The organism is Nonomuraea sp. NPDC001636 (genome assembly GCF_040298265.1).
Taxonomy (GTDB): domain Bacteria; phylum Actinomycetota; class Actinomycetes; order Streptosporangiales; family Streptosporangiaceae; genus Nonomuraea.
Window position 1 is genome coordinate 48,130 of the sequence record NZ_JBEOZT010000007.1, and the last position, 15,737, is coordinate 63,866.

At 74.3% G+C, this 15,737-nt stretch carries 18 protein-coding genes; 8 read left to right on the forward strand and 10 right to left on the reverse strand.

Going from position 1 to position 15,737, the window contains the following annotated elements:
* Positions 1-73: 73 nt before the first annotated feature.
* A complete protein-coding gene (locus ABT158_RS15975) occupies positions 74-703 on the reverse strand; it encodes a response regulator (RefSeq protein ID WP_352353762.1) in 630 nt (209 codons plus the stop codon).
* Positions 700-1,803 (reverse strand): sensor histidine kinase, encoded by a 1,104-nt coding sequence (locus ABT158_RS15980; RefSeq protein ID WP_352353764.1) that lies wholly within the window; start codon positions 1,801-1,803, stop codon positions 700-702. The genes ABT158_RS15975 and ABT158_RS15980 overlap by 4 nt, the downstream gene beginning before the upstream one ends.
* An 87-nt stretch (positions 1,804-1,890) precedes the next feature.
* Between ABT158_RS15980 and ABT158_RS15985 the strand changes: the two genes are divergently transcribed.
* Positions 1,891-2,595: an ABC transporter ATP-binding protein gene (locus ABT158_RS15985; RefSeq protein WP_352353766.1), complete on the forward strand. Its 705-nt coding sequence runs from the start codon at positions 1,891-1,893 to the stop codon at positions 2,593-2,595.
* Positions 2,592-3,332: an ABC transporter permease gene (locus ABT158_RS15990; protein WP_352353768.1), complete on the forward strand. Its 741-nt coding sequence runs from the start codon at positions 2,592-2,594 to the stop codon at positions 3,330-3,332. Before ABT158_RS15985 ends, ABT158_RS15990 begins: the two co-directional genes overlap by 4 nt.
* A 49-nt stretch (positions 3,333-3,381) precedes the next feature.
* On the opposite strand, the gene ABT158_RS15995 is transcribed toward ABT158_RS15990, so the two are convergent.
* Positions 3,382-4,218, reverse strand: a complete 837-nt coding sequence (locus ABT158_RS15995) for an EamA family transporter (protein WP_352353770.1) — start codon at positions 4,216-4,218, stop codon at positions 3,382-3,384.
* Positions 4,219-4,335: 117 nt separating this feature from the next.
* Between ABT158_RS15995 and ABT158_RS16000 the strand changes: the two genes are divergently transcribed.
* Complete coding sequence (locus ABT158_RS16000; RefSeq protein WP_352353772.1) at positions 4,336-4,926, forward strand: helix-turn-helix domain-containing protein; 591 nt, start codon at positions 4,336-4,338, stop codon at positions 4,924-4,926.
* Between the two features lie 13 nt (positions 4,927-4,939).
* Here ABT158_RS16000 and ABT158_RS16005 read toward each other — a convergent pair whose 3' ends face one another.
* Positions 4,940-5,695, reverse strand: coding sequence for a ZIP family metal transporter (locus tag ABT158_RS16005; protein WP_352353774.1), 756 nt, complete (start codon positions 5,693-5,695; stop codon positions 4,940-4,942).
* A 137-nt stretch (positions 5,696-5,832) separates the two neighbouring features.
* Between ABT158_RS16005 and ABT158_RS16010 the strand changes: the two genes are divergently transcribed.
* Together ABT158_RS16010 and ABT158_RS16015 are read left to right on the forward strand one after the other, a co-directional pair.
* Positions 5,833-6,591, forward strand: coding sequence for a YqjF family protein (locus ABT158_RS16010; RefSeq protein WP_352353776.1), 759 nt, complete (start codon positions 5,833-5,835; stop codon positions 6,589-6,591).
* Between the two features lie 145 nt (positions 6,592-6,736).
* On the forward strand, positions 6,737-8,263 hold the full coding sequence (locus tag ABT158_RS16015) for an alpha/beta fold hydrolase (RefSeq protein WP_352353778.1): 1,527 nt from the start codon (positions 6,737-6,739) through the stop codon (positions 8,261-8,263).
* A 47-nt stretch (positions 8,264-8,310) separates the two neighbouring features.
* On the opposite strand, the gene ABT158_RS16020 is transcribed toward ABT158_RS16015, so the two are convergent.
* Positions 8,311-9,567, reverse strand: coding sequence for a cation:proton antiporter (locus ABT158_RS16020; protein ID WP_352353780.1), 1,257 nt, complete (start codon positions 9,565-9,567; stop codon positions 8,311-8,313).
* Positions 9,568-9,756: 189 nt separating this feature from the next.
* Between ABT158_RS16020 and ABT158_RS16025 the strand changes: the two genes are divergently transcribed.
* Positions 9,757-10,278, forward strand: coding sequence for a snapalysin family zinc-dependent metalloprotease (locus tag ABT158_RS16025; protein WP_352353782.1), 522 nt, complete (start codon positions 9,757-9,759; stop codon positions 10,276-10,278).
* 138 nt (positions 10,279-10,416) lie between these two features.
* Positions 10,417-11,838, forward strand: a complete 1,422-nt coding sequence (locus tag ABT158_RS16030) for a PI-PLC domain-containing protein (protein WP_352353784.1) — start codon at positions 10,417-10,419, stop codon at positions 11,836-11,838.
* Here the strand turns inward: ABT158_RS16030 and ABT158_RS16035 are convergent.
* From ABT158_RS16035 to ABT158_RS16050, 4 genes are all read right to left on the reverse strand, one after another.
* The gene (locus ABT158_RS16035) at positions 11,813-12,343 is read right to left on the reverse strand and encodes a GNAT family N-acetyltransferase (RefSeq protein WP_352353786.1); all 531 of its coding nucleotides are present in this window, start codon (positions 12,341-12,343) and stop codon (positions 11,813-11,815) included. The genes ABT158_RS16030 and ABT158_RS16035 overlap by 26 nt on opposite strands.
* A gap of 64 nt (positions 12,344-12,407) precedes the next feature.
* Entirely contained in the window at positions 12,408-13,007 is a 600-nt protein-coding gene (locus ABT158_RS16040; RefSeq protein WP_352353788.1) for a hypothetical protein, read from the reverse strand.
* Positions 13,008-13,133: 126 nt separating this feature from the next.
* Positions 13,134-13,541, reverse strand: a complete 408-nt coding sequence (locus ABT158_RS16045) for an ATP-binding protein (protein WP_352353790.1) — start codon at positions 13,539-13,541, stop codon at positions 13,134-13,136.
* A 183-nt stretch (positions 13,542-13,724) separates the two neighbouring features.
* The gene (locus ABT158_RS16050) at positions 13,725-14,276 is read right to left on the reverse strand and encodes a helix-turn-helix domain-containing protein (protein WP_352353792.1); all 552 of its coding nucleotides are present in this window, start codon (positions 14,274-14,276) and stop codon (positions 13,725-13,727) included.
* A gap of 72 nt (positions 14,277-14,348) precedes the next feature.
* Here ABT158_RS16050 and ABT158_RS16055 point away from each other — a divergent pair, with 72 nt between their 5' ends.
* Positions 14,349-15,182: an alpha/beta fold hydrolase gene (locus tag ABT158_RS16055; protein WP_352353794.1), complete on the forward strand. Its 834-nt coding sequence runs from the start codon at positions 14,349-14,351 to the stop codon at positions 15,180-15,182.
* Here ABT158_RS16055 and ABT158_RS16060 read toward each other — a convergent pair.
* Complete coding sequence (locus ABT158_RS16060; protein WP_352353796.1) at positions 15,172-15,714, reverse strand: cysteine hydrolase family protein; 543 nt, start codon at positions 15,712-15,714, stop codon at positions 15,172-15,174. The genes ABT158_RS16055 and ABT158_RS16060 overlap by 11 nt on opposite strands.
* Positions 15,715-15,737 lie beyond the last annotated feature (23 nt).

Consider the following 15,737-nt stretch of genomic DNA (forward strand, 5'->3'; position numbering starts at 1 on the left):
ATACATTCAATGAATAGTCACGCAAGCGGAACCGGCGGACCTCACACGAGGCGGGTCTCACACGAGGCGGGTCTCACACGAGGCGGGCCTCGTAGGCGGCGATGACCAGGTGCACGCGGGTGCGGGCGCCGAGTTTGGTCAGCAGGCTGCTGACGTGCGTCTTGACCGTGCTCATGCTGACGAACAGGGTGCCGGCGATCTCCGCGTTCGACAGGCCCCTGGCGACCAGGACGAGGACCTCGCGCTCGCGTTCGGTGATGTCCAGGCCGCCGTCCCCGGACGGTGGCCGCACGTACCGCTCGACCAGCCGCCGCGTCGCGGTCGGCGCCAGCAGCGACTCGCCGGACGCGACCACGGCCATGCTCCTGATCAGCTCGGCCGGCGGCGTGTCCTTGAGCAGGAAGCCCGCCGCGCCCGCCCGGAGCGCCCCGTAGACGTAGTCGTCGAGGTCGAAGGTGGTGACGATGAGCACGCGCGTCTCCGGCCGCTCGGCGCAGATGCGGCGGGTGGCCTCGATGCCGTCCATCTCCGGCATGCGCACGTCCATCAGCACCAGGTCGGGACGGTCGCGTCCGGCCGCCGTCACCGCCTGCGCGCCCGTGGCGGCCTCGCCGACCGCCTGGAACCCCGGCGTGGAGTCGATCAGCCGCCGGAAGCTCGCCCTGATGAGCGCCTGGTCGTCGGCCACCAGCACTTTGATCACAGCGGCAGCCTCGCTCTCACCCGGAAACCGCGCACGGGCCGGACGCCCGCCTCGAACTCGCCCCCGAAGACGCGCACGCGCTCGCGCAACCCGGTCAGGCCGTGCCCGTACGGCCGCGCCCGGCCGCGCGTGCCGTCGTCGGTGACCTCCACGGTCAGCGCGTCCGGCCGGCGTTCGATGCGGACGAGGGCGTGCCGGGCGCCGGCGTGCTTGAGCACGTTGGTCAGCGCCTCCTGGACGATCCGGTAGACCGTCGGCTCCATCTCGCCGTCCACGGCGCCGTCGATGGACAGCTCCACCTCCAGGCCCGCCGCCCTGGTGCGCGCGACGAGCGCGTCGAGATCGGCCAGGCCGGGGGCCGGGGCGAGCTCGGCCGCGTCGTCCTCGCGCAGCACGCCGAGCAGCTGCCTGGTCTCCCGCAGGGCCGACCTGCTGGTCTCCTCGATCGAGGCGAGCGTGCGGCTCATCTCCTCCGCCCCGCCCACGTGGCCCGCCACGCCCGCCTGCACGGCGATCGTGCTGAGGCTGTGTCCGATGACGTCGTGCAGCTCCCGGGCGATCCGCAGCCGCTCGGCGACGGCCTCCGCGCGGGCCCGTTCCTCGGCCTGCGCGGCCAGCTGCCCGGTGTAGAGCCCGCGCTGGCGTACGGCCGTGCCGGCGGCCCACGCGGCGAGCAGGATCGCCAGCGCCAGCCCGATCCGGTCGCGGACCGCGGCCGTCATGGGGACCTCCGCCACGCCCTGCGCGGCGACCGCGCCCGCCACCAGCAGCGGCAGCACGGCCCTGTGCCGCGTGGCCAGCGTGTACAGCACGAGCGGCAGGCAGAGCAGCTCGGCGTGGGGGAGCAGGAACTCCCGCATGCCCAGCCCGCCCAGCAGGACGACCACGAACACCGGCCCCGGCCACAACCGCCTGACCGCCACGGGCAGCCCGGCCGCCAGCGCCGCCGCGAAGTCCGGCACACCGGGCTCGGCCGGGTTCCGCGACCAGGTGAGCCCGGCGTAGCCGAGCGCGACGACCAGCGCGACGACGGCGTCGAGCGAAATCCAGCCCCAGGCGGGCACCCGGTTCAGCAGCGGCGGACGGATCTGTTGGCGCACGGCACGAACCTAGCCCGGCGGCCACGCCGCCCGTATCGGTCCCAGGACCGATGTGCGCCGGGCCGGAAGCCGTGGAGGGTGAGGAACATGATCGAAGTCACCGGACTCACCAAACGCTTCGGCCGGACCCCGGCCGTGCAGGACCTCTCCTTCACGGTCCGGCCCGGCCGGATCACCGGCTTCCTCGGCCCGAACGGCGCGGGCAAGACCACGACCATGCGCGTGCTCCTCGGCCTCGAACGGCCCACCGCCGGACGGGCCACCGTGAACGGCCTGCCCTACCGCGCGCTGGACCGGCCCCTCACCCAGGTCGGCGCGCTGCTGGACGCCTCCGCCGTGCAGGGCGGGCGGCGCGCGGAACAGCACCTGTGGTGGCTGGCCCGCTCCAACGGCCTCGACCGGGCCCGCATCGGCCCCCTGCTGGAGCTCGTGGGGCTCGGCGGGGCGGCCGGGCGGCGCGTCGGCGGGTTCTCGCTGGGCATGAAGCAGCGGCTCGGCCTCGCCGCGGCGCTGCTCGGCGACCCCGAGGTGCTGGTGCTCGACGAGCCGGCCAACGGGCTCGACCCCGAGGGCATCCGGTGGATGCGCGGCCTGCTCAGGTCGCTGGCCGCCGAGGGCCGCACCGTGCTGGTGTCCAGCCATCTCATCAGCGAGATGGCGGTCACGGCCGACCACCTCGTCGTCATGGCGGGGGGCAGGCTGCGCGCCGACGCCGCGCTCGGCGAGCTGGTCGGGCCGGGCGGCTCGCTGGAGGAGACGTTCATGGAGCTCGTCGGACGGGGGGAGCGGTGAACGCGCTCGCGGCCGAGTGGATCAAGTTGCGGACCCTGCGTTCCACCTGGTGGGCGCTCGGCGTCGGGGTGCTGGTGTCGCTGGCGCTCACCGTGCTCGGCGCCGCCACCGTCATCTCTCGCTGGGACCCGGGCCGCACGGCGGACCAGGCGGCCATGGGGGTCGTGGTCGCCGTGTACGTGGGGGTGGTCGTGGCCCAGCTCCCGCTCGGCATGCTGGGCGCGATGACGGCCAGCGGCGAGCACACGTCCGGCATGATCGACGTGACGTTCGTGGCGATGCCGTCGAGGGCGCGCGTGCTGGTGGCCAAGGCGGTCGTCCTGGGCGGCGTCGCGGTGGCCGGCTCGCTGCTCATCGCGGTGCCCGGATACCTGTACGGGCGGTTCGTCGCCGCGGAGTTCCACCCTTCGGTGCTGCCCGCGGGGGCCTGGACGGTCGTCGCCGGCGGCACGCTCATGATCGTCGTGGCCACCCTGCTCGGGCTGGCGCTCGGCACGGTCCTGCGCAACGGCGCGGTGGCGACGGCGGCGCTGGTGGTGATCGTCCTGGTGGCGCCGTTCGCCGCCCGCGTGCTGCCGGGCGGCGACGTGGTCAACCGGGTCCTGCCCGGGTACCCGGCCCTCCAGCTCATCGAGCAGGTGCCGGACGTCATGCCGACCTGGGCGGCGTTCGCCGTGCTCGGCGCGTGGGCGGTGGTCCCGCTGTCCGTCGCCGTGGTCGCCGCCGCACGTTCCTGACGCCGGGCGGGCCGCCGGGCAGGGCTCAGGGCGGGTCGCCGGGCAGGGCTCAGGGCAGGGCGAGGAGGCTGACGGCGAGGGCCGCGGCGCCCAGGCCGACGAGCTGCCCGCGGTGGATGCGCTCGGCGAGCACGCCGCGGGCCAGCAGCACCGTGCCGGCCGGGTAGAGGGCGGTGACCACGGCCACCACGGCCAGGTCGCCGCTGCGGGCCGCGAGTAGGAACAGCAGGTTGGCCACCGAGTCGAGCACGCCCGCGGTCGCCGACAGCGCGTACGCGGGCCGCTCGGGACCCAGCCGGCGGCGCAGCAGCCCGGCCGCGGCCAGGGTGACGGCCGAGGAGACCGCCCGTCCCACGATCAAGGGCGCCACCCCGCTGTCGGACGGCGCCTGGTGCAGGAAGACGAGCTGGAGGGCGATCGCCGACCCGGCGCCGAAGGCGAGCAGCAGCGCCGTCCGCGACGGACGCGCCGACCCCGCGCCGTGCCCCGCGCTGACCAGGACGACCGCCACCAGCGCGAGCGGCAGCCCCACCAGCCCGGCGGCCGACAGGTGCTCGCCCTGGAGCAGCCCCACGGCGACGGGCAGCGCGGCCGACACCAGTGCCGTCACCGGCGACAGCACGTTCATCGGACCGATCGCCAGTGTGCGGTAGAGCAGGGCGAACACGGCCGCCGAGGCGACGCCCGAGGCCGCGCCCCAGCCGAGCGCGGCGGGGCTGAACGACGCCCCGAGCATCGGCCACAGCAGCAGCTCGACCGCGAGGCTGGCCGGGGCCGCGACCATCACGGTACGCAGCACGTGGGCCCTGCGGGCGCCCAGGCCGCCGAGGAAGTCGGCGCAGCCGTAGGCGAGCGAGCTGCCCAGAGCCAGCAGCAGAGCGATCACGACACCTCCCGGACATTCAGCGGAACGACCAAAGAGTACATTAGACTGACTGTCGGAGCACAACGGACCGACCGCGCAGTACATTTCACCGGTCCGCCCCGCGAGGAAGGTGAACAGATGGCCGAGCCGGCCAGCGCCCTGCGCACGGTCGCCCACAACGTCAAGGCCGCCCGCACCCGCGCCGGCCTGTCCCTGGAGGAGCTCGGCCGGCGCGCCCAGGTCAGCAAGGGCGCGCTGGTGGCGCTGGAGAAGGCGCAGGGCAACCCCAACCTGGCCACCCTGGTCCGGCTGGCCGACACCCTGGGCATCCCGGTCTCGGCCCTGATGCAGGGGCCGCCGGAGGGCCGGCTGCGCGTGGTGGCCGCCGACGCCGTGGCCCCCTTGTGGACCGGGCCGCGCGGCGGCCAGGCCCGGCTCATGCTGACCACCACCGGCCCCGCCCCGGTCGAGGTCTGGCGCTGGCGGCTGGAACCCGGCGAGGAGTACCCCAGCCAACCCCACCAGGCCGGGGTGGTGGAGACCCTCAGCGTCGTCTCCGGGCGGATGACGCTCGTCCTCGACGGCGCCGAGCACCCCGTCGAGGCGGGCCAGACCGCCACCTTCGACGGCGACGCCCCGCACGGCTACCGGGGCGAGGGCGACGGCAGCTGCGACCTGATCATGACGGTCCACCTCCCTCCGGGCCCCTGGACCGCCGCCCGGCCGTGAGCCGCGCTCGCCGTCAGGAGGCCAGGCGCTCGATGGCGAAGGCGGACAGGAAGCCCACGGTGGTGATCAGCCCGGTGAGGACGTGCGCCTGCTCGAACGCCTCCGGGATCATGGTGTCGGCCACCATGGCCAGGATGGCGCCGGCCGCGATCGCGGTGATCAGCGCGATGGCCTCGGGGGAGGCCGACCGGAGGGTCAGGTAGCCGATCATGGCCGCCACGCCGCTGACCACGGCGATGCCGCCCCAGACGCCGAACACGTACGCGGGGCTGCGCCCGGCCCGTCGCATGCCGGCGGCGCTGGACAGGCCCTCGGGGACGTTGGAGACGAACACCGCCGCCACGACGGCGAGGCCGATCTCGCCGCCGTGCAGCAGGGACAGCCCGAGCGCCACCGACTCCGGGATGCCGTCGAGCAGCGCGCCGACGGCGATGGCGGCGCCGCTGCCCTGCGCGTCGGCCTCGCTGGGCTGCTGGTCGCCGGAGCGTTTGCGGTGCCGGGCGCCGTGCCGCGCCAGGATCACGTTGGCCGCCACGTACGCGCACGCTCCGGCCAGGAAGCCGACGGCGGTGGGCAGCAGCCCGCCCGACCGTTCGGCCTCGTCCAGCAGCTCGAAGGAGAGCGCCGAGATCAGCACCCCGGCGCCGAAGGCCATGACGGCGGCGATCGCCCGCGCCGGGACCCGCACCAGCATCGCCACGGCCGCGCCGAGGACCAGCGCGCCTCCGGCGACCAGCCCCCATGTCCCCGCTTCCAGCCACTCAGGCATGTGCACCGATCCCTCTCGCCGTCCTCGCCCCAAGGTTCTCGCGCCTCCGCCCTTCCCGTCACGCGTTCCGGAGGCGGGGATTGGGGTGGAATGCCCCGGGTAGGGCAGGCGGCGGTCCGCACCCGCCGTGAGGAGACTTGGATGGAGCACCGCCACACCCCTCGCACCCCGCGTCCGGCGTGAAGGCGCCGCCGTCGCCGCGCGTGGCGCTGCCGGTGATGTGCCACCGGTGGGCGCACATCACGTTCCTGCACTGGCGCTACCCCGTCGAAGCGGTCCGTGGGCTGGTGCCGGACGAGCTCGCCGTCGAGACCATGGACGGGTCGGCGTGGGTGGGGGTGACGCCGTTCCTCATGGAGGACGTTCGGGTGCCCGGCCTGCCCGCCGTGCCGTGGTTGTCGGCGTTCCCGGAGACCAACTGCCGCACGTACGTGCGGGACGCGCGCGGCCGTTCCGGCGTCTGGTTCCTGTCCCTGGACGCGGGACGGCTGCCGGCCGTGCTCGGCGGGCGCTCCGGCTACGGGCTTCCCTACCACTGGTCCGACATGTCGGTCCGGATCGACCGGCGGCGCCGCCGCTACCGCTGCCGCCGCCGGTGGCCGGGGACGCTGGGCGTGCGGTGCGACGCCGAGGCGGAGGTGGGCGGCGTCCTGCGGGAGGACGAGCAGGACGAGCTCGCGCACTTCCTGACCGCCCGCCACCGGCTGTTCACCCGGGTGGCGGGCCGGCTGGCCGCGGCCGAGGTCGAGCACCCGCCGTGGCCGCTGCAGCACGTCGAGCTGACCGCCCTCGACCAGGACCTGCTGCGGGCCGCCGGCCTGCCCGACCCGGCCGGCCCGCCCCTCCTGCACGCCTCCCCGGGCGTGGACGTACGCGTCGGCATGTGGTCGTGGTGACCTGACGCGAGGCCCGCGTACGCGCGCCGTCCGAAGGGCGGCCGGGCGGAAGGTACTCAGGGATGACTCCGGTCTCCTCCTCCAGTCGGATGGTCTTGTCGGAGGAACTGATCGATGATCAGGTCCCCGACCGATGGGAGTCGCCATGCGAAGACCAGTCCTGATCCTCACCCTCTTATCGGCCCTCGCGGCGCCGCTCGCGCCGGTCCCCGCGGCCGCCGCCACCACCGCCCCGGCCGTGCGGTGGGCGCCGTGCGCGGAGGACCCCACGGCCGACTGCGGGACGCTGACCGTGCCGATCGACTGGAACGACCCGCGCGCCGGGACGTTCGAGCTGGCCCTGGCCCGGCGCCGGGCGAGCGACCCGGCCGCCCGCATCGGGTCGCTGGTGATCAACCCCGGCGGCCCCGGCGGCTCCGGCGTGGACGCCGTGGTGAACAACTGGCTCAGCTTCACCCCCGAGATCACCAGCCGCTTCGACGTGGTCGGCTTCGACCCGCGCGGCGTGGGCCGCAGCCACCCCGTCACCTGCTCGCTGGAGCTCGCCCAGCAGGCGCCCGACCCGCTGTCGATCAAGGACCAGGCCGGCTGGGACGCCCTGCTCGCCTTCAACCGGCGCTACGGCGACGACTGCCGCCGGCGCACCGGCCCGCTGTTCGACAACGTCCACACCGGCTACGTGATCCGCGACCTCGACGCCCTGCGCGCCGCACTCGGCGACGACAAGCTGACCTACTACGGCGTCTCGTACGGCACCCTGATCGGCCAGCTCTACGCCGAGCGCTACCCGCGCCGCGTCCGCGCCCTCGCGCTGGACAGCAACATGGACCACAGCCTCGGCACCCAGGCGTTCCTGGACACCGAGGCCTGGACCGCCCAGGACTCCTTCGACGAGTTCGTGGCCTGGTGCGGCCGCACCGGCTCGTGCGCGCTGCACGGCAGGGACGTCCGCGCGGTGTGGCACGAGCTGCTGGCCAGGGCCGACCGGGGCGAGCTGACCTTCCCCGGGCAGCCGGACGTCAAGCTGCGCAGGCTCGACCTCATCGGCCTGGCCTTCGGCGCGTTCTACGGCCCGGCCTGGAGTCAGCTCGCCGAGCTGCTGGCCGCCATGGAGAGCGGCGCCGGCCCGGTCAGCCCGCTCCTCGCGCCGCCCGTCCGGGCCGCCGGGGAGACCGTCAACGACGCGAGCATCGTCTTCTGCCAGGACTACGCGCTGCCCGTCCGCGGCTACCGCGACTGGGACCGGCTGCTCCGCCGGTCGGCGGCCGTCGCGCCGGACATGCTGGTCAGCGCCGCGGCGCACCCGCTCGCGCTGGCCTGCCAGGGCACGGCCACGCCCAACCGGCAGCACCGGCTCAGGGTGGACGGCTCGCCGGCGCTGCTGCTCGGCAACGCCCTGCACGACCCGGCCACGCCGTACGTGTGGGCGGCCTCCACGGCGCGGCAGGCCGGCCGGCAGGCCCGGCTGCTGACCTACGAAGGGTGGGGGCACGGCATCTACGGGCGCGGCGAGTGCACGACGGCCGCCTTCGACCGCTACCTGCTCTCCCGTGACCTGCCCGCCCAGGGCGCCCGCTGCCCGGCCGTCCCGCCGGACGAGCTGTCGCTCAGGCGGGTCCCGGGCCCGAGCCCGCTGCCCGGCCGCCCCGGGTGGACGTCCGTCCTGCGGTAGCCGGATGGTGACGCGGCCTCGCGGCCCCCTCCCCGCGAGGCCGCGTCCTACCCCCGGGCGCCCGTGGTCAGGCGCTCGCGGAGGGCGTCGAGGCGGGCCATGGCCGGGGTCGCGGTGATGCCGTGCAGGACGACCGAGAGCACCACGGTGAAGGCCGTCACCGCCCACAGCTCCTCGGGCGGCACGCCGAAGTCGGCGTGACCCAGCGCGTACGCCAGGTAGAACAGCGACCCCACGCCCCGGATCCCGAACAGCGAGATGACCCGCCGCTCGCGGGGGCCGGCCGGGCCGCGGACCTGGGAGAGCCGGCCCGCCAGCGGCCGGATGACCAGGATCAGCAGCACCCCGACGAGGGCGCCGCGCCAGGTGAGCGGGGCCAGGCCGCCGGCGGCGACGAATCCGCCGAGCAGGAGCAGCAGCCAGGAGGTGAAGAGCCGTTCGAGCTGCTCGACGAAGCCGTGCAGGACGTTGTTGTAGCCGTGGCCGTGCTCGACCCGGCGGATGGCGCAGGCGGCGACGAACACGGCGATGAAGCCGTAGCCGCCGACCAGCTCGGTGACGCCGTAGGCGAGCAGGGTGGCGCCCAGGGCGACGAAGCCGTCGCGGCGCTCGGCCAGGCGCAGCTCCTCGGCGGGGGAGTGGAAGAACAGCCGGCCGAGCAGGCGGCCGATCAGCAGGCCGCAGACGACCCCGGCGACGATCCGGTAGAGCACGTCCGTCAGCGCCCACTCGCCCGTCCAGCCCAGGCCGCCGGCGGTGGCCAGGGCGATGGCGGCGTACACGATGGGGAAGGCCAGGCCGTCGTTCAGGCCCGCCTCCGAGGTGAGGGCGAAGCGGACCTCGTCGTCGGCGTTCTCGGCGTCGGCGGGCTCGCCCACGCTGACGTCGGAGGCGAGCACCGGGTCGGTCGGTGCGAGCACGGCCCCCAGCAGCAGCGCGGCGGCGACGGGCCAGCCCAGCACGCCGTACGCCGCCGCCGTGACCCCGGCGACGGTCAGCGGCATCGCCCAGCCGAGCAGCCGCCAGGTCGTCGACCAGCTCCGTAACCCGATCCGCCGGTTGAGCGCCAGCCCCGCGCCCATGAGCGAGACCAGCACGCAGATCTCGGTGATGTGCTCGACGGCCGCCCGGTGGGCGACGGGGTCGGGCTCGGGCAGCCCGATCGGCAGCAGGTACAGCCCCATGCCGCCGAGCAGGTAGACCAGGGGAGGGGAGAAGGCCCGGCGGGCGAGCAGGCCGGGCAGGACGGCGGCGAGCAGCGCGGCGGCGCCGCCGAGGGCCAGGACGAGATCGGGGGTGGACATCCGGGCCCCCCTGCCCTGATCAACTCACGACAATCTTCCTTTTATGCGTGCAAACCGCCCAGTATTGCGCGGATCGACAAGCCGGGGCCGTCGTCGGCATATCGCGGCAATATGCACTAATAGCTACTTTTCTGACCCCGGAGTGCGCGCCTACCGTGACAGGACCCCCCAACTTCTGGAGGAGGATCCGTGTCAAGGTCTCTCCGTGTCACGCTCTCCGTCGTCCTCGCCCTCTCCTTCCTGCTGGTCACCTCGCCGGCCCAGGCCGCCGTGCTGGTCCGGGTGCTGCGGTACGACGCCTCCCGGTCGGCGGAGTTCGTCAACGTGATCGACCAGGCCGCCCAGGTCTGGAACGCCAACGTGGTGAACGTCCGGCTCATGCAGGGCACGCCCGCCAGCTTCGTCGTCCTGGCCGACAACAACTGGCCCAGGACGCTGCCCACCAGCCTCGGCCGCGGCACGATCTGGATGGGCCGCCAGGCGGTCAACCAGGGCTACTACCCGCTGCGGATCGCCACCCACGAGATCGGCCACATCCTCGGCCTGCCGGACCGGCGCACCGGGCTCTGCGGCGACCTGATGTCCGGCTCCAGCGCCCCCGTGAGCTGCACGAACGCCACCCCCAGCGCGGCCGAGCGGGCCGAGGTGGACCGCAACTTCGCCGGCAGCGCGCCCGCGGTCGAGTTCGGCCGCGTCCACGAGGACCGCTGACCTCCGGCGCGCCGCGCCAGGCCAGGTCACTCCGCGCCGCCCCTCCGGCCAACCCCGCCGGTTCGTCCGGCGGGGTTGGCCGGCGGGCCGTGATCGTATTGTCTGGGAGCAATCGCCCCCCGACGTGAGGATCAGCGCATGCACCGTTCGAGAGCCGTCCTGTCAGCCCTCGCCGCCGCGGCCTCGGTCCTGACGGCGGGCGGATCGGCCGAGGCGGCGGCGGACGTGCCGTTACCCTCGGCGGTCTTCCGCGCCACGCACAACAGCTACTCGGGCAACATCGCCGGCGCCCGGAACTCGATCGCCTACCAGCTCGACCACGGCGTGCGCTTCGTCGAGCTCGACGTGCACGACAACGGCTACGCCACCGCCCGCGACTACTCCGTCGGCCACGACGCCCCCGGCGACGAGGTGGACCACGCGGGCAACCCGGCCTCCAACCTCCTCGGCGACTGGCTCGCGGTGATCGCCGGCTGGTCGGCGGGGCATCCCACGGCCGCGCCGATCGTCGTCGCCCTCGACCTCAAGGACGACCTGACCGACAACCCGTCCCACGCCGCGGGCAACCCGGCCGCGCTGAACGACGAGCTCGTCGCCGCCTTCGGGCCGCGGCTGCTGCGGGCCGAGGACTACCCGGCCGGCCCGCCTGCCGTGGACGCGCTGCGCGGCCGCGTGCTCGCGGTGATCTCCGGCGACGGCACGACCCGCACGCTGTACAAGCGCGACCTCGGCTCGAACCCGGCCGTCGCGGCCAACGCCCGCGGCCAGGTCGTGGAGGTGCACGACTCGGGCGCCGGAGCGCTGTGGTACTGGACCGGCGCGTACGGCGCCGACGGCCGGGTGACCTGGCTGCGCCACGGCAGGTACGACAGCGGCGTCACCCCCGCCGTCGCCCTCAACGACAACGGCGACCTGGTCGAGGTCCACCAGTCGCAGAACGCCGCCACGCTCTGGTACCGCGTCGGACGCCTGGACGCCGCCGGCGAGATCACCTGGTCCGCCAGCCGGCAGTACGACAACGGCGTCCTGCCGACCGTCCGCTTCGCCGACGCGGGCGGGACCCGGCTCCGGGAGATCCACCGCAGCCAGAGCAACAGCCAGAACTGGGAGTGGTCCGGCGCGCTCGACGCCGGCGCGGCGAGCGTCGCGTGGAGCGGCAACGCCAGGACCTCCGACGCCCGCCACGACAAGACCACCTCCTCCGGCGGCGCGCCCCGCGTGCACGTGTGGACCGGCGCCGACGGCCCGACCCCGTCGCGGACCCTGCGGGTGGACACCGACGCGTTCACCGGCGACCGCATCCGCTACCGGCAGGTCGCCTTCGCCGAGTTCCAGCAGGGCGACAGCGCGGAGCTGCGGCAGGACGCGCTGTTCTACGCGGCGCCCGCCGGGCAGTCGTCGTTCGTCACCGACGCGCGGCGGGCGGGCCGGCTCGTGCGCGGCTGGGACTTCGACTCGGCGGGCCAGGCGACCGATCCGCCGGCGAACTACCCGGCCACCAACCATCCGTACGACGCCTGGTACCGGGACCTGCTCACGCGGACGGGCGCGGTGGAGTGACCGGCGGACGGCGGCGGGTCAGCACGCGGGTGGTGCCGCCGTCGTCCTCGGTGATGTCGCGCACGTGCTCGAAGCCGAGCTTGCCCAGCACGGCCAGCGAGGCGAGGTTGTCCGGCGCGACGGTGGCGTGCACCTCGGTCAGGCCGAGGGCGTCGAAGCCGTGGCCGACGATCGCCTCGGCCAGCTCCCGGCCCAGGCCCGCCCCCCACACCGCGGGGACCAGCGCGTAGATGAGCTCGTGACCCGACACGGTGTCGGTCGGCTTGATCTCGGCGTGCCCGACCAGCTCGCCGTCCCGGCGTACGGCCCAGACGGCGAACAGGTCCTGGGCGTAGACCTTGCTGAAGATGCGGCCGAACAGCGCGCGGTCCTCGGCCTCGGTGGCGGTGCCGTCCCCCATCCATCGCGTGACCCGTGGATCCTGGAACATGGCGACGAACGCGTCCTCGTCGGCGGGGACGTACGGCTCCAGCAGCAGCCGCTCGGTGCGCAGAGTAGGGGTCATGAACGGCGAACCTACTCGAACGACGCCTGCCCCGACGACTCGTTTTCCGCCGGGGCGCCGCCGGTCAGGCCTCCAGTTCGGCCGCCCGGCGCAGATCCTTCGGCCGGCCCAGGGCGCGGCGCATCCGGATCAGGTCCTCCCGCGTGACGTAGTGGACCTCCAGGCCGCCGGGGCCGGTCGCGGTCAGCGCGCGGTCCAGGCACTCGCCGACCCGAAGCCCGCCCCAGGGGAGCGCCGGGGTGCAGCAGTCGCCGCCGGCCCCCGGCGAGGCGAACTGCGTCTTCGGGCGCAGCAGGGAGTCCGGGTGCAGGGGCAGCGGGCCGCCCGTCTCGTCGGCGAGCCGGGCGCCGACGGAGGCGAAGGCGGCGGCCAGGGCCGGGGCGTGGGCGGGGCGGCCGTCCCAGAGCAGGTCGAGGTCGCCGGTCAGCTCGGCGGACCCGTGCATGATGCCGGCGACCTGCCCGATCACCACGGCCCGGACGCGATGCCGGTGCAGGGCTTCGAGCAGGGGGAACGGGTCGAAGCCGAGGGCGCCGTCGGTGCCGATGGTGCCGGCGTCGTCGTCGGCGTCCTCGTGGCCCACGCCGGTGGACCCCCGTTCCAGGGCCAGTTCGCGGGTACGTCGTGCGGCGGCGCGGAGGCGGTCCAGCGGTTCGTCGATCATCCGGACATGCAACACCGGCCGCCGCCGGGGCGCACGCGATTTTCCCGTGCCGACTTGGCGCCCCCCGCCGCTCGCCGGCTCTGCCGCGTCATGGGCTTCGCCGTCGACGGCGGCGTGCCCAGGGGTTCACGGCTGCCCGTCCTGGTCCGTGGGGGCGCGGCGGATGAACAGCTCCAGCCGGGAACGGCCGTCCGGATGGTCGAGCGTCACCCGGTCGCACACGCGCTGCATCATCCACAGCCCCATGCCGCGCTGCGGCGGCCAGGCCGGGACGCGGTTGAGGTGGGCGTCCGTCAGGGTGCCGCGCTCGTCGATCACGTGCACCGTCACGCCGTCCTCGTCGCTGCGGGCGCTCACCGTGCCGGGCGCCTGGGCGTGTTCCAGGACGTTGCCGGCCGCCTCGCTGACCGCCAGCACGAGCCGTTCCACCCGCTGTCCGTCGAGCCCCGCCTCCACGGCGAAAGCGCGCACCAGGCTCCGCAGATGAGCCAGGTTCGTACCGATCGGCACGTGCAGCCCGAAGGACTCGCCCATGGTCACCGCCTGATTCGTCCTGTTGGCCGGTACCAGCCCCGCCGTGAACGAGCCGACCGTGCGTGCGGCCGCTCATCCGTCAGTGAGCAAATCCTAAGCACCCTGATACGACATTCGGCCGGAAATTCCGCGAAACCCCCCGAGGGGCGTGCCGCGCCTGCCCGGGATGGGGACGACCTCGGGCTACCGGCCGGTCTCGTGCGCGGGCGGCTCGCCGGAGGGGAACAGGATCGCGCTGAGCAGGTAGGGGGCGCGGCCGGGGGCAGGGGCGTTGCCCAGCCGGTCGCCCAGCACCGCCAGCAGGTCGGTCAGCATCGCGGCGAGCTCGCCGGGGCTGAGCCACACGGTGCCCTGCCGGTAGGAGACCGAGTCGGCGACCGGATCGGCGCCCTCGCGGCGCAGGTAGGCGTCGAACTCGGCGATCAGGACGGCCATGGCGGCGGCGAACCCCCTGCGGTGGTCGTCGAGCGACATCGACGCCGCGGCCCCCGCGTCGATCGCGGGACGGTCCTGGCGCAGCCGGTAGCGGCGTTCGGTGGCGCCGCGTACGCGCTGCTCGCCCTCGATCTCCAGGAACCCGCCCTCGGTCAGGTGCGCGACCTGGCGGTAGACGGTGATCTTGGGAACCTCGGGCATGCGGGCGCAGAGCTGCGCGATCGTCATCGTGCCCGCGGCGGCCACGGCGTGCACGATGCGCAGCCGTACGGGATGCAGCAGCTGCTCGACAGGATCCATGGCCTGACGATTTCATATGAGATACCGTTATCCAAAATGAAAACGTTCGGTTCGCTGAGCTGAGGAGGCGGCATGCGGGACGTGCCGGGGCGGACGGTGCCGGTGAACGGCCGGCACGTCTATGTCGAGGAGACCGGTGAGGGGCCCTTACCGGTGGTGTTCGAGGCGGGCGGCGGCTGCGGGCGCACCTGCTGGGACGCGGTGACGCCGCTGCTGGCGAGCAGGGCGCGGCTGGTGACCTACGACCGGGCCGGGCGCGCGCGCAGCGGCCCCGCCGGGCCGCTCGGCATCGACGACCTGGCGGCCGACCTGGTCGCGATGACCGAGGCCGTCGTGCCGGGGGAGTTCGTGCTGGTCGCGCACAGCATGGGCGGGCTGGTCGCGCGCCGTGCCGCCGAGCTGCTGGGGCCCCGGCTGCGGGGGCTGCTGCTGGCCGACGTCCTGCCGGAGACCTCGCCGGTGTACGACACCTGGGACCGGACCGCCGCGCAGGTCGACCGCGTGATGGCGGTGACGCAGGCGCTCAGCCGGTTCCGTCCGCTGGCGCGGCTGTTCAGTGGGAACGTCCGGCGGCTGTTCCCCGCCGACACCTACCGGACCATGCTCGCCGAGGACTTCACCCCCGCCGGGGTGGCCTGGACGCGCCAGGAGATCCGGGCCGTGACCGCCGCGATCCCGCAGTTCCGGGCACGACCCCCGCGGCCGCCGCACTGCCCGACGATCGTGTTGTCGGTGACCCGCGCCGCCCGAGGGCGGGAGCGCCAGCACGCCGCCAACCGCGAGCACCAGCGCCGCTACGCCGACAGCCTGCCCGACGGGCGCCACGAGGACGTCCTCTCGGGCCATCTGGTCCAGGCCGAGCAGCCGCACATCGTCGCCGACCGCACGGCCCGGCTCATCGGGTGAAGCAGTCGCCGGACGGGGTGAGCCGGGCGGACATGTTGCGTTCCATCATGTTCAGCGCCGCCTGCCCGAGATCGTCATGGATGGCGGCCACGCAGTCGGGCGGCACGGTCAGCTCGTAGTGCCGCACGTACGCGTCCAGCGCGCTGTACAACACGCACTGCTCCGTCACCTGCCCGGCCAGGACCACCCGCTCGACCCCGCTCTGCGCCAGCAGGTACTCCAGCGACGTGCCGAAGAACGCGCTGTGCCGCACCTTGGGCAGGAACGCGCATCCCGGCGGCGGCAGGACCGGCTGCACCAGGTCCGGCCGCCGGCCCTTCATCGCCCGCTCCTCGATCTCCCGCCGGTCGGCGGCGAAGTCGCCGTAGTTGTCGTTGACGTACACCAGCTCGACGTCGTCCCGCTCGCGGGCCCGCGCCACCAGGTCCGCGAGCGGCTCGACGATCGGCTCCACCTGCCGGGCGAGCCGCTCGGCGTCCTGGTGCTCGTACGGGTTCAGCATGTCGATGACGACCAGCGCAGATCTTGCCATAACCCCTGTCCTGTCCAGCTACC

Bases quoted from the DNA above. Each gene is read 5' to 3' on its own strand.
- ABT158_RS16045 (WP_352353790.1), bottom strand. From the start codon at position 13,541: ATGGGCGAGTCCTTCGGGCTGCACGTGCCGATCGGTACGAACCTGGCT.
- ABT158_RS16000 (WP_352353772.1), top strand. From the start codon at position 4,336: ATGGCCGAGCCGGCCAGCGCCCTGCGCACGGTCGCCCACAACGTCAAG.
- ABT158_RS16020 (WP_352353780.1), bottom strand. From the start codon at position 9,567: ATGTCCACCCCCGATCTCGTCCTGGCCCTCGGCGGCGCCGCCGCGCTG.
- ABT158_RS16005 (WP_352353774.1), bottom strand. From the start codon at position 5,695: ATGCCTGAGTGGCTGGAAGCGGGGACATGGGGGCTGGTCGCCGGAGGC.
- ABT158_RS16035 (WP_352353786.1), bottom strand. From the start codon at position 12,343: ATGACCCCTACTCTGCGCACCGAGCGGCTGCTGCTGGAGCCGTACGTC.
- ABT158_RS16015 (WP_352353778.1), top strand. From the start codon at position 6,737: ATGCGAAGACCAGTCCTGATCCTCACCCTCTTATCGGCCCTCGCGGCG.
- ABT158_RS16030 (WP_352353784.1), top strand. From the start codon at position 10,417: ATGCACCGTTCGAGAGCCGTCCTGTCAGCCCTCGCCGCCGCGGCCTCG.
- ABT158_RS16060 (WP_352353796.1), bottom strand. From the start codon at position 15,714: ATGGCAAGATCTGCGCTGGTCGTCATCGACATGCTGAACCCGTACGAG.
- ABT158_RS16050 (WP_352353792.1), bottom strand. From the start codon at position 14,276: ATGGATCCTGTCGAGCAGCTGCTGCATCCCGTACGGCTGCGCATCGTG.
- ABT158_RS16040 (WP_352353788.1), bottom strand. From the start codon at position 13,007: ATGATCGACGAACCGCTGGACCGCCTCCGCGCCGCCGCACGACGTACC.
- ABT158_RS16055 (WP_352353794.1), top strand. From the start codon at position 14,349: ATGCGGGACGTGCCGGGGCGGACGGTGCCGGTGAACGGCCGGCACGTC.
- ABT158_RS15985 (WP_352353766.1), top strand. From the start codon at position 1,891: ATGATCGAAGTCACCGGACTCACCAAACGCTTCGGCCGGACCCCGGCC.